This is a genomic window from Leptospira chreensis (assembly GCF_016919165.1).
GTDB lineage: Bacteria > Spirochaetota > Leptospiria > Leptospirales > Leptospiraceae > Leptospira_A > Leptospira_A chreensis.
Map to the genome: position 1 here is coordinate 43,775 of NZ_JAFFPS010000055.1, position 12,994 is coordinate 56,768.

Here is a 12,994-nt window from a genome sequence, read left to right on the forward strand (position 1 = left end):
GAGTCCATTCTTAGATAGACCTAGACTCCCTGAAACGATATGTCTTGCCTATTTTGCCAGAAAGGATCTTTGCAGTTTTCCAGATCAGTACCTGTCCGGGATGAACGAGAAACTCATTCTTTCCCTACGGATGACATTGTAGGAAATTCCCTCAGTCGGTTCCATGAAATTTATGAATGCCAGGACTGTCATAGCCTTTGGTGGATCAAAACGCGAGGTACGGGAGATCCTAGGTCCACCTATCCAGAGTTTTACGAACAAACAGCCGAACGATTCGATGATCAGCGTTCAGAATTGATCCGGAACCCCAGCGTTGCGGGAATCATTCTCCATAAAGATTCTGCCTTTCCTTATTCTTTTTTTGAAGAGATTTTGGAGATCGTTGTTTTGTCAGAGAAGGAGAGATTAAAAGAACTCTATCTAAGTAGAGAACAAAATGTCCACACTTCCGTAAAACTTTGGTTAAGGCGCTGGTTTCTGAAAGAATATCCGCAGGAGTCTGAAGAGATTCAAAAAAAAGGATTTCCTTCTTTTTCGAATCAACTTTTGAGTTTGGATGCGGAAGAGTCCGTTCTTGTATCTGAATTTATCGCAAGAGACCAGTTTGCTTTTATCACTTCTTGTGAAGACAAATGGCAGCTACAAACCTATGATCTAAATATAAAACAAATCCTTTGGACAAAACAGATCCAAAGACCTTTTTTGGAAGGTTTACAAATTCCGATTCTTTTTTACCAATCAGGTTACCTCTGTTCCTACCAAGGTTTCCAAAATGGATCCGAGTATTATTCCAAACTCCACAGGCCAGAAACTCTATGTATTTATACCTTAGAGGGAAAAGAAATTCTATCCATCTCATTAAAATTTCGATGTTACGAAATCCTTTCTACGGAAGAAAGAGATATCTCCGAAAGTCGAATTTCGCATAACTTTAATTTTACGATTCTATCGGACAAACTTTATCTGCCCCACCAGTCCCAAATCCATGTTTATGATTTAAAAACGGGCAAACAATTACGAACCATCTCCCTTCCGAAATCAGAGGTTTTTTCAGGCAAAGCCTTTGAAACCGAATCTGGTCAATTGTTGTTCCATACATTGAAGGGGCTTGTTGGGATGAATGCAGAAGATCAAGTGATCTTTCATTATTCCTCTCCTTATCATCCTGTGTTTATAGATTCGGCACTTCGTTTGTACTATTATTATTCCATTGTAGAATCAGCTGACTCTGGAAAAAAAATAGAATTCAAACAGACACATGCTTCTGGAATTAGTTTGATTCGCGCGTTGGCATCAAAGCCAGTGGAATTTCCTGGCGGCATCTATTTACCTTTCTCCATGGATGGATCTTATCTTTTAGATTCCCAATTGAAAATCATCAAAGAACTCCCTTTTAGTTCGACAGACACAATCGGCCCTCATGCTTTTGGAATCGAAAAAACTCCCGTCCTTGTTACCGACGACCGCATTACTATCACCGATGATTACTCGGGGATTTATATGATTGATTTTTCAGGAAATCTGATCTTTGAAAAAGAAATTCAATCGGAAGTATTATCTCTCTTCACGTTTGATGGAAAACACATTGTGGTCGTTCTGACAAAACAGGATGACTATAGTGATGGAGAGCAGATCGAACTCATTTTACTTTCTCCCGATGGAAATATCATTAAAGAAAAAATCCTACCAAGTTTGCCGGGTCTGTCTGTGAGTTTTGATGGTATCTCTGTGTTTGCCAAAGGAAATCAAATTTATTCGATCGATTTGTTTGCTACGGGAAAGGTGTAATGAAAGCGTTTTGCCGTCGTTCCTTCCTCCTTGTAACATTTTTGTTTTTCGGAAATATCTCAATTTTTTCGGAAGTTCCAAGAATCGATATCAATGAGATCGGATCTTTACCTTTGTATCTCGCCGATTCGATGTTAGTTTTGGAAGATCCAACCAATGATTTGAACTTTGAAACCATTCAGTCCCCGAATTACGAATCCAAGTTTATCAAAGTCCCATCCTCCAAAGAAGCCTTTAACTTTTCCTATTCCAAATCTACTTATTGGCTTAGGGTTCACTTGCAAAATCAAAGTCCCAGTGCGAGAGAGATTGCGATTGTAGTTGCCTATCCTCGTTTGCAAACCTTGGATTTGTACTTTCAAAATCCGAGAGGTGCTAGAGAAATCCAATCGGGATATTCGATTCCCATGTCGAAACGACACTACCGCAGTCGTTTTTTTGTATTTCCGCTGACATTTCCAGAAAATTCAAATGCGATACTCTACTTAAAAGTCAGTTCTCCCAACGCGATCAACCTTCCCATCCAATTGTGGAACAAAGCCGCCTACGATCGCCATGAGATTGATGACCATGTCATCCAAGCCATTTACTTTGGGATTGCCCTTGCCATGGTGGTATTCAATTTGTTTGTATTTTTTATACTCAAAGATTCTAACTATTTGTTGTATGTTCTTCTCGTTTTTTCCACGGCCTTTACGATTGCTTCGCATAACGGGATTGCATCGGAATACTTATGGCAAAATTCCCCATGGATGGATCAGTATTCTATAAATATTTTTATCTCTGTTGTTTTGATTCTATTTCTCGCATTTATGCGGAAATTATTAAACACGGAGAAGTTAGTTCCAAAATTAGATTTTTGCAGTAAAATACTAATTTTAATACAAATCGTCTTACCCGTTTTGTACATTTTTTCCTTTGATTCGTTTATCAAAATCATGGTGGTGAGCCATTCCTTCACAGCCTTTTGGATTTTGTTCACGGCGACTCTCTGTTCCTTCCAAAAAGAAAGGATCGCCTATTTTTTCCTATTGGCATTTGCATTTTTATTTTTAGCTTTGATAGTTTCGACACTGCGGGCCCTCGGGTTCATTCCTACCAATTCATTTACAATTGATGGGCCACAGTTTGGATCGGCCGCCGAAATGTTGTTACTTGCCTTTGCCCTTGCCGATCGTTACAATACCATCATCAAAGAAAAGGAAACAGCAGAGGCACTTGTAAAATTCAATTTGGAAAAATCCAATTTTGATTTAGAAGAAAAAGTCAAGGAACGCACGCAAACTTTGAATCGTACACTCAGTGCTATGAGAAGGGATCTTTTTGTGGCAAAAAAAATTCAAGAGAATTCTCTCATCACCGACCCGAATCTCATCAAACAATTAAATCTTGTGTATCGATACCTTCCTGTCTCAGAAGTGGGTGGAGACTTTTTTGATATTTGCCAATTGAATGAATCCAAATATAGAATTCTCATCGCAGATGCTACGGGCCACGGAGTCCACGCAGCTATGATCACAATGGCCATCAAGGGTTTGTATGATAATATCAAAACCTTTGAACTCAGTCCTTCCAAAGTAATGGAAATTTTTAACGAAGAGTTTATGGATAACTTTGTTTCACTCAATAGCCTTTTGACGGCTTTGATTTTGGATATTGATATCGCTACCAAAACCATCCAATTTGCTTCTGCAGGCCATCCGCCTGCTGTACTTTTGCGAAAGAACCAAATCCAACTCTTAGAAAAAACCGGCCGGATGATGGGTTTGAAAAAACAAATCCACTATGGGCAATCGGAGCTGACCTGGGATGCGGGAGATCGGCTTTTTGTATTTACCGACGGGGTTTTTGAAGCTTTCAACCTGAAAGAAGAGGAATTTGGGGAGGAATCTCTCTACCATCTCTTCCAATCCACAAGGAATCTAAGCCTTACGGAAGTCGAAGACCACCTCCTAAAAACACTACAAATATTTCTAAATGGTCAGGATCGCCAGGACGACTTAACCATTCTCGGGATCGATTTTTAACTTTTTTTAAAAATTAGTTTAATATTAAATAATTATAACATCAAACCACTTCATATTGTAGTCTATTTTCCAATAGTAAATCAATATTGGAGAACCTTGTGAAATCATTATTTTCAGAAGCAAAGTTAGGAAATCTTTCCCTAAAAAATAAAGTGGTAATGGCCCCCATGACCCGATCTCGTTCCCTTGGAAATGTGCCTGGTGACCTCGTTGCCACGTATTATGAACAAAGAGCCGAAGCGGGACTCATCGTAACCGAAGGAACTTCACCATCACCGAATGGTCTTGGTTATGCGAGAATTCCTGGAATTTTTTCCGAAGAACAAACCAAAGCCTGGAAAAAAGTAACCGATAAAGTCCATGCCAAAGGAAGTAAAATTTTTGTGCAACTGATGCATACAGGTCGAATTGGACATGAACTCAATTTACCTAAAGGAGCAAAAGTTCTTGGACCTTCTGCAATTCATGCCAAAGGAGAAATGTGGACCGATGCGGAAGGAATGAAAGACCATCCGACACCACAAGAGATGACCAAAGCAGAATTAAAATCGACTTTAGAAGAATTTGTAAATGCATCTAAAAATGCAGTCCAAGCCGGTTTTGATGGAGTGGAATTACATGCAGCCAACGGATATTTACTCGAACAGTTTTTACATCCAAGTTCGAACCAAAGAACCGATGAATACGGTGGTTCGATTGAAAACAGAATTCGTTATATCATAGAAGTTGCCACTGCCGTGAGTGCAGCCATCGGAAAAGAAAAAACAGCAATCCGTTTATCTCCTTACGGCGCATACAATGACCTGCTTCCATTCCCAGAAACTCATGCCGAATACTCATTGTTAGCTGAAAAGTTAAACGAAGTCGGAATTGTTTACATCCATTTGGTGGACCACTCTTCTATGGGAGCACCCACTGTGGAACCAGAAACAGTGCAAAACATTCGCACAGCATTCAAAGGAACCCTAATCCTCAGCGGTGGGTATGACGCAGAACGTGCGGAAAAAGATCTCACTTCCGGACTTGCTGACCTGGTTGCCTTTGGAAAACCTTTCCTTGCCAACCCTGACCTCGTCACAAGGTTCCAAAAGAATATCCCCCTTGCTTCCTTTGACCAAACCACGCTTTATTCACCTGGCGAAAAAGGGTATAGCGATTATGCTTTTGCAGGCTAATCACAGTTAACAAAAGATAATTTATTTTTTGTTTGGGCGGTTCGAATTCCACCAAAACAGAAATTCCTTGGTAGCCTCGACCGGGCTACTCCAGGGTCCGCCTTCGCTCCCGTCACCTACCATCTAACGATGGCAGGTGACCAAGCCTTCCGTATCCCTACCGCAGGAATGACCCTTTCACCAAACACCTCCAATCCCTTGACCGTTTGCTAAATGCAATGTGCAGATTTGCCAGAGAAATCTATCCGTAGAAAATTGTTTTCTTGCCCATTCTGTTATATTGGACTTTATTTCCACTATGTCAAACTCACTCATACAACAAGAAAACAGCAAAGTTCATAAAGAAGTCATAGGTGCGAACGAAAAGTACGTATCAGAATTTGGGAGGAAGGGGGAACTAGCCCTCCCTCCAGCGAGAAGTTTTACCATCCTTACCTGTATGGATGCAAGACTTGACCCCGCCAAGTATGCGGGCCTTGCCGAAGGGGATGCCCATGTGATTCGCAATGCCGGTGGTCGTGCCAGCGATGATGCGCTCCGGTCACTGGTGATTTCTTATAAGCTCCTTGGAACCAAAGAATTTTTTGTCATCCACCACTCTGATTGTGGGATGCAATTGTTTACCGATCCGATCATTCGAAACCTACTCGCTAAAAGTTTGAAAACGGCAACGGTCGATGCCAATGGATGGCGCAATTTGGAAGAGTCTGGTGGTTCGGAAGAAGCCAAGTTTGTTCCTTTTCTCACTTTTGAAAACTTGGAACAAAGTGTGATCGATGATGTAAAACGCATTCGAAACCATCCTTTAATTCCCAAAGACATTCCTGTTTATGGATATTATTACGATGTCAAAACAGGAAAATTAGTAGAAGTAACGGAGGCCACAAAGATAGGAAGAGCCTCCTGAAAACAAACTTAGTCCAACAATATACGAATCTCCTTTTGACCCCATCTAATCGCACGTTAGTTGGGGTCTTTCGATTTTTACGAAGCCTCCAAAACTAATTACACCATCTACCATACCGGAAAGGATCCCTTCGACTTAAAGATAGGATCTAAGAATCTAAAATACGAACTTATCAGAAATAAATTCTAGAGTTTTAGGATTTAGATTTTGGAAATAAGGCTTTCGTGATAGAAGGAAAGCATTGGGAGGCGGGTCTAGTTCCCCACCCTCAAATCGGGCGGGGATACGAATATCCAACCTGTACCGGCCCAACTTCCCCTCACTCCGTTCGGCTCAAAAACCCCCTTGACAAAAATTGATTCCCTTTGAACTTTACCAAAAGGTTAATTAGCTAAATGGTTAAATTACAGGAATCTGAAGAAGCACTGAATGCCACCTTCCAAGCGTTGGCAGACCCTACGCGTCGCAAGATCCTCATGCAATTAGTTTCCGGAGAGGCGACGGTTCTCCAATTGGCGGAACCTTTCGAGATGAGCCTACCTGGAATCTCCAAACATCTGAAAGTTTTGGAAAAGGCGGGACTCATCGAAAAAGGTAAGGCGGCCCAGTTTCGGCCTTGTCGTTTGAAGGTAGAGGCATTGCAAGAAGCCAACCAATGGTTGGAACAATACAAACGGTTATGGGAAGAACGATTGGATCGTTTGGACGCATACCTAATCGAATTACAAAAATCAAAAGGATAAAGTTAATATGTTTCAATCAGAAGTAGTTCTCACATTAGAAGAAAAAGTAGTTCGCATTGAACGATTGTTTGATGCCCCTGTCCAACTTGTTTGGGAAGTTTGGACAAACCCTGTACATATTGAAAAATGGTGGGGACCAAAGGGATTTACTAACCCAACAGTGGAGTTTGATTTTAAAGTGGGTGGATCGTATCGAATTGTTATGCGATCACCCGAAGGAGTTGATTATCCAGTCAAAGGAAAGTTCTTAGAAATAACACCTTTTCAAAGTTTTGTGATTAGCGATTTAGTGGATGAACATCCAGAGGAATGGGTAAAGGATGTTCAGAAAATGACGGGAACTACTGGCGATCGAGACATCTTAAATTCAAAATTGAGAGTTCAATTTGAAGAAGCAGAGGGAAAAACCAAAGTAACACTTTTCACTGAATTTGCGAACAATCAAGTTCGTGACGGATTTGCCAAATCCGGTATGAAAGAAGGTTGGTCAGACAGTTTTGAAAAATTAGAAACGAATGCATTGCCTAATCCAAATCAAATCAGTTTAGAAAAGAAACTAAACCATCCACAAGAATTAGTTTTTAATGCACTGTCAAACCCACTCACGATTGATTCTTGGTGGGGTCCGAGCGGATTCAAAACGACAACCAAAACTATGGATTTCAAAGTCGGTGGGAAATGGATTTTTACGATGCTTGGACCAGATGGAAAAGTTTGGCCGAACACCATCGAATACAAAGTAATCAGAAAATTCGACTATATGGAATACCTACATGGATCGGGTGAAGAAAATAAAAATGATGATTTTTTAGTGAACGTATATCTAATTGCCCTCGATAAGAACCAAACATTGGTAAAGATGCAATTGACTTTTCCTGATACAAACGTTCGAAATGCGGTGATCGGTTTTGGAGCGATTGAAAGTGGGCAGCAAACACTTTCTAGACTCAATCTATATTTGGATACAGAACATAAGTCTCCATAGAATCATCTGATCTCTATGGTTTCAAAAAATTGGGAAGAAGTAACTATCAAAGGGAATCAATAACATGTTAAAAAGTTTCATTGCAGTTTTTGTTGGACTTCTAACCAACGTTGTCCTCTCCATCCTGTCGGATTTAATTTTAAAAGTCACAGGATATATTCCTTATGATCATTTGTTCGTATCTACACCAATCGTTTTGTTTGTGTTAGGTTACCGAATTGTTTTTAGTATATTCGGATGTTATTTGACAGCGAGATTGGCGCCTCAAAATCCGATGAAACATTCTTATATTTTAGGTGGGGTAGGTTTGATACTAGGAATTGCCGGTGTGATCTTTGCCGGACATTTAGGACCATGGTGGTATTCTTGGTCTCTAGTCATCCTAACTCCACCAATTGCTTATTTAGGCGGAAAACTTTATGTATGGCAGGAAAATACAAAATGACAAGTGCTAGTTTATGGGATGATTTAAAAAAGGCCTTAGCGGGTTCTGAAGAAGACTATACGGAAGTTAGTATCCGTAAAGCATTGTTTCTCCTATCAGTTCCTATGGTATTGGAACTCGTATTAGAGTCTGTATTTGCCGTTGTTGATATTTATTTTGTAAGTGCCTTGGGTGCCTCTGCGGTGGCGACCGTCGGTCTTACTGAAACCTATCTATTCCTTTTGTATTCGGTAGCAATGGGATTATCGTTTTCGGTAACAGCCGTTGTTGCACGAAGGATTGGAGAAAAAGAAAAAGATAAAGCGGGAATTGCGGCGGTTCAGTCCATTTGGATTGCTATCATTGCATCAGTTCCTTTTGCCATAGCCGGTATATTTTTCTCTAAAGAACTTTTGACACTTATGGGTGGAGATGAGTGGGTTCTCACCGAAGGGTATCACTATATGCAATGGATGTTAGGTGGTAATATAGTGATTGTATTACTTTTCCTTATCAATGCAGTTTTTCGTGGTGCCGGTGATGCAGCAATCTCCATGAGAGTATTATGGATTTCCAATGGACTAAATATTGTTTTGGATCCCATTCTTATTTTTGGATGGGGACCTATTCCTGCCTATGGAATTACCGGTGCGGCCATTGCGACAAACTTGGGACGAGGAATTGGAGTCTTGTTTCAGTTGTGGTTATTGTTTCAAGGTGGGAAACATATTCGCATCCTAAAATCTCATCTAAAAATCGAATGGGAAACGATCCAAGGTTTGTTAAAAACTTCTCTTGGTGGAATTGGCCAGATGATCGTGGGAATGACTTCCTGGATTTTTATCATGAGAATTCTTTCCGAATTTGGAAGTCAAACCGTTGCTGGAGCTACCATAGCAATGCGAACCATGATGTTTACCATGATGCCTTCCTGGGGTATGTCCAATGCAGTGGCAACCCTCGTGGGTCAAAACCTCGGAGCAGGAAAACCAGAACGCGCTGAACAATCCGTATGGTTTACCGGGTTCTGTAACATGGGTTATTTGATACTGGTTGCCTTTGTTTACTACTTTTGGGGAGACAACTTAATAGCTATCTTTACCGAGGATAAAGAAGTCATTCGGATTGGCGGAGATTGGTTAGAAATTGTATCCTATTCGTATTTTATTTATGCTTGGTGGATGGCAGCAGGACAGGCATTTAACGGTGCCGGTGATACCATCACTCCTACAAAAATCAATGTGGTATTCTTTTGGATCATTCAAATTCCTTTAGCTTATCTATTGGGAAAACACTTAGCCTATGGTCCCACCGGAGTTTTCTGGGCAATTATGATTTCAGAAACATCTGTGGGTGTATTTACACTTTGGTTATTTACCAAAGGAACTTGGAAACAAACAAAGATTTAGATAATTAAACCTTATGAAATCAAAGATTCCGAAATCAATCGATGAATATATAGAAAACTTTCCGAAGGATGTTCAAACCATTCTTCAGAAAATTCGCAGTACGATTCAAAAAGAAGCGCCGGAAGCAATAGAAAAAATTAGTTATGCGATGCCAACATTTGCGCTGAATGGAAATTTGGTACATTTTGCGGCATATGCAAAACATATTGGATTTTATGCGCTTCCTTCGGGGAACCTTGCATTCCAAAAAGAAATTTCTAAGTATAAATTTGGAAAGGGTTCCATTCAATTTCCTTTGGATGAACCCATTCCTTATGGTCTAATCAAAAAAATAGTTAAATTCAGAGTGAGCGAAAACTCACAAAAAGCGAAGAAAAAAACTCAAAAAAAAAAGAGTACCCAGCCCAAAAAAACAATCTCCAAGAAATTTTGAAAACCGAGTTATTAGTATTACGCTGTTACTACTTTCTTTTTTGAAAATGAGGATCCTAGATGGAGTTTGAAAGCAAAAGCATACTTTATTTATGGAACAGTCGCGTTATGTTCGCGACAAACAGTATGCAAACGGATTTTCATTCGCACTATGCAGCCACACTTGCCATTTCTTTGGAGAAAAATATTACGATCGAAACGGAGTTAGGCAAAGAAGAATACCGAGTCGCACTCGTCGGCCCCAATACCCACCACCGAACCATTTCTCCGGGAGTGGAAATGGTTGCTCTCTTGATTGATCCAGAAACCTATGAGTTCGGTTCCATATCCGGAACAATCTCTTCCGGTGAAGTCAAACGATTGGACATTCAAAAATTTTTACCATTAATCGATTCACTTTGGTCCTTATATTATGGTGATCTGAGTGACGAGGAAGCCACCAAACTTCAATTAGATTTACTTCGTACTGTTTACCCCTTTGATACATTAGAAACAATTGTAGATCCAAGAATTCAAAAAATTGCCAAAAAAATCCGAATGGAAGTCCCGAGTAGTATTCGGATGAAAGAAATCGGTAAGGACTTTTCCATTTCAGAAGACAGACTGATTCGTTTGTTTAAAGAAAATTTGGGCATTCCACTACGAAGGTATTTGTTATGGGTTCGGATTTTGCGTGCAGTCAAAGAAATAAAGGAAGGTAATAATTTAACGGAAGCGGCACATGCTGCAGGATTTTCCGATTCCGCTCATTTTTCCAGAACATTCAAAGAAAACTTTGGATTTATCCCTTCTTTATTTTTTGGGCATCTCAAAACCGCAGAAGTTCGATTTTGTGAATCTGACGAAAGTCCGTAATAAATCTTCAAAACACCGGAATCATTCAAGCCTATACTTTTATAATTTGTTATTCTCTTTTTCTACCAAGGAAAAGAAGACCAATGCCCTTAACCAAAGAAAGAGGTTTGTTAGCCAAACTTTCCTCGAAATTTTCAAAATTTAATTCTGAATCGATTCGAATTCCAACAGCAGAAGAAAAAGCAGGTTTCTTAAAAGCACAAAGATTGGCCTATGATTGTGTTACCACCATTGAAAAAGAAATGGTTCCAGGTTGGACGGAAAAACAAACCGCCAAACGAATGGATGAGTATTTACGTGATCATGGTGTGAAAGTTTTTTTGCATAGGCCTTTCGCTTGGTTTGGGGAACATGCACGCTTTGATGGATACAAACGTTTTACACAATTCCATCCTGGTAAAAAAATCCTAAAAGAAGAAGAGTCTTTTATATTAGATGTCTCTCCTGTTGTAGAAGGTTATATCGGTGATATTGGTTATTCTTCTTCCTTAACTAAGAACTCTGAACTCGACAAAGGGATGGAATATTTATTACACCTTCGAGAAGAAATTCCAAAATACTTTAGCTCTTCTATGACTCCATCGGAGATTTGGTGGAAAATTGATTCGGATGCTAAAAATTCTGGATTCGATAATGTCCATGCTTTATATCCCTTTGCTGTCCTTGGACACAGAGTGTATAAAGTAAATCTTCCTAATATTTCTTTTCCATTACTACCGATTAGTTTTGCGAGTTGGTTTAGTTTGCAGGGATCTTATGAATTTCTAACACATAAAGTTTTACCTGAACTATTAACACCGGATCACGAAGGGGATAAGGTGGGACTCTGGGCCATTGAACCACATTTAGGTCGTGGAAAATCTGGATTTAAGTTTGAAGAAATACTCGTTGTGGAAGAAAACAAAGCATATTGGTTAGATGATAATGTTCCGCACGTAAAAAAATACCAAACCTCAAAGGAAACAAGATGAGATTCCAAAATTCTATCTATTTAGTGTTAATCTTTTTACTATCCATTGGATGCAATTCAGGTAATATTAAAATTGGAAAAGCCTACAAACTCGGCAATGTTCCCGATTCCATTTCAGAAGTAAACAAACCAGATCCTTTTTTAATCAAATTAAAAGTCAGCTTACCAGAGTTACCTGGTCATGATGATCTTATTTTCGATAATCAAAATCAAATTGCATATGCATCCGGAATGGATGGATGGATTTGGAAATTAGATTTCAAAGCAAATTCAGCAACGGCTTGGGTCAAACCTCCAGTCAACCCTGCAGGTCTACAATTTGCAAATAAAACCAATGAATCTATATTAGTTTGTGCTTCAAGGCTCGGTGGTGTTACTTATGAGGAAACACAACGAGTTGGTTTGTATGAAGTGAATATAAAAACAAAAGCCGTGGTTCCCCTTCTTGTCACTTTACCTAAAATAGGAAATTCTGACTTTGAAACTGTATATTCAGGATCGAAACGTCCTACCTTTGCATTAAAAGATTTGAATGAATCAAACTCAAGGGCCTTTTCTTTATGTAATGACCTTGCTGTATCCAATGATGGAAACCGAATTTATATATCCGAACCATTTGAAAGATCCGATGCCGCTATGGGAAGCGGGGCCGTCCCCGAAGCAATCGGTCTCTATCCCCACGGTAAACTTTGGATGTATGATAGAAAACAAAACACAGTCTCTCTTGTGATGAGTGGATTTACTTTTGTGGATGGGATCATCATCGCGGACCATTCCAATTCGGAAGAAGAATCGGTCATCATCACTGAGACAACAAAGTTTAGAATCATCAAAGCCAATATCAATGGTAAAAAGGAAGGGAGTTTTGAAGTTCTATTTGAAAATCTTCCTGGCCTTGCTGATGGTTTGGAAAGAGATTCCAAAGGAAGGATTTGGGTTGGTATCATCAAACATCGCTCTGGTCTTGTGAATTTGATTCACAACAATCCTTGGCTCAAACCATTTCTCTTATCTCTTCCGCAACGAATTCTACCAATTGCAAAAAAAACCGGTATTCTCGTGCTCGATCCTTCTGGCAAAAAAGCTCTCTACTACTCCATGCATGATGGTTCTAAGATTAAAGATATTTCGGTAGCCGTTCCTAATTTAGATACAGTATACTTTCCTTCTTTTGATACATCCTCCCGAGGTTTATACTCTATTCCTACCGCCACTTTAGAGTTAGGTGATTAATTTTATGAAAAACCTACCAAAAATAGCAACGCCTCGTAGTAGGAAT

12 protein-coding genes are annotated in these 12,994 nt (G+C 39.7%); all 12 read left to right on the forward strand.

Going from position 1 to position 12,994, the window contains the following annotated elements; genetic code table 11:
• The first annotated feature begins 69 nt into the window (after positions 1-69).
• The 12 genes from JWG41_RS14735 (at position 70) to JWG41_RS14790 (ending at position 12,948) form a co-directional block, all read left to right on the forward strand.
• Positions 70-1,788: a hypothetical protein gene (locus tag JWG41_RS14735; RefSeq protein ID WP_332461300.1), complete on the forward strand. Its 1,719-nt coding sequence runs from the start codon at positions 70-72 to the stop codon at positions 1,786-1,788.
• Positions 1,788-3,815 (forward strand): 7TM diverse intracellular signaling domain-containing protein, encoded by a 2,028-nt coding sequence (locus JWG41_RS14740; protein ID WP_205270694.1) that lies wholly within the window; start codon positions 1,788-1,790, stop codon positions 3,813-3,815. The genes JWG41_RS14735 and JWG41_RS14740 overlap by 1 nt, the downstream gene beginning before the upstream one ends.
• A 98-nt stretch (positions 3,816-3,913) precedes the next feature.
• Positions 3,914-4,990, forward strand: coding sequence for an alkene reductase (locus JWG41_RS14745; RefSeq protein ID WP_205270695.1), 1,077 nt, complete (start codon positions 3,914-3,916; stop codon positions 4,988-4,990).
• A gap of 298 nt (positions 4,991-5,288) precedes the next feature.
• Positions 5,289-5,897: a beta-class carbonic anhydrase gene (locus JWG41_RS14750; protein ID WP_205270696.1), complete on the forward strand. Its 609-nt coding sequence runs from the start codon at positions 5,289-5,291 to the stop codon at positions 5,895-5,897.
• Positions 5,898-6,292: 395 nt separating this feature from the next.
• On the forward strand, positions 6,293-6,640 hold the full coding sequence (locus tag JWG41_RS14755) for an ArsR/SmtB family transcription factor (protein WP_205270697.1): 348 nt from the start codon (positions 6,293-6,295) through the stop codon (positions 6,638-6,640).
• Positions 6,641-6,647: 7 nt separating this feature from the next.
• A complete protein-coding gene (locus tag JWG41_RS14760) occupies positions 6,648-7,625 on the forward strand; it encodes an SRPBCC family protein (RefSeq protein WP_205270698.1) in 978 nt (325 codons plus the stop codon).
• Between the two features lie 64 nt (positions 7,626-7,689).
• Positions 7,690-8,070, forward strand: a complete 381-nt coding sequence (locus JWG41_RS14765; RefSeq protein WP_205270699.1) for a hypothetical protein — start codon at positions 7,690-7,692, stop codon at positions 8,068-8,070.
• Positions 8,067-9,458 carry an MATE family efflux transporter gene (locus JWG41_RS14770; protein WP_205270740.1) on the forward strand — a complete coding sequence of 464 codons (1,392 nt, stop codon included), beginning with the start codon at positions 8,067-8,069 and terminating at the stop codon, positions 9,456-9,458. Before JWG41_RS14765 ends, JWG41_RS14770 begins: the two co-directional genes overlap by 4 nt.
• Positions 9,459-9,471: 13 nt before the next feature.
• The gene (locus tag JWG41_RS14775; protein ID WP_205270700.1) at positions 9,472-9,891 is read left to right on the forward strand and encodes an iron chaperone; all 420 of its coding nucleotides are present in this window, start codon (positions 9,472-9,474) and stop codon (positions 9,889-9,891) included.
• A 107-nt stretch (positions 9,892-9,998) separates the two neighbouring features.
• Positions 9,999-10,745, forward strand: coding sequence for a helix-turn-helix transcriptional regulator (locus JWG41_RS14780; protein WP_205270701.1), 747 nt, complete (start codon positions 9,999-10,001; stop codon positions 10,743-10,745).
• 83 nt (positions 10,746-10,828) lie between these two features.
• The gene (locus JWG41_RS14785; RefSeq protein WP_205270702.1) at positions 10,829-11,716 is read left to right on the forward strand and encodes a M24 family metallopeptidase; all 888 of its coding nucleotides are present in this window, start codon (positions 10,829-10,831) and stop codon (positions 11,714-11,716) included.
• Positions 11,713-12,948 carry an SMP-30/gluconolactonase/LRE family protein gene (locus JWG41_RS14790; RefSeq protein WP_205270703.1) on the forward strand — a complete coding sequence of 412 codons (1,236 nt, stop codon included), beginning with the start codon at positions 11,713-11,715 and terminating at the stop codon, positions 12,946-12,948. Before JWG41_RS14785 ends, JWG41_RS14790 begins: the two co-directional genes overlap by 4 nt.
• Positions 12,949-12,994: the final 46 nt, after the last annotated feature.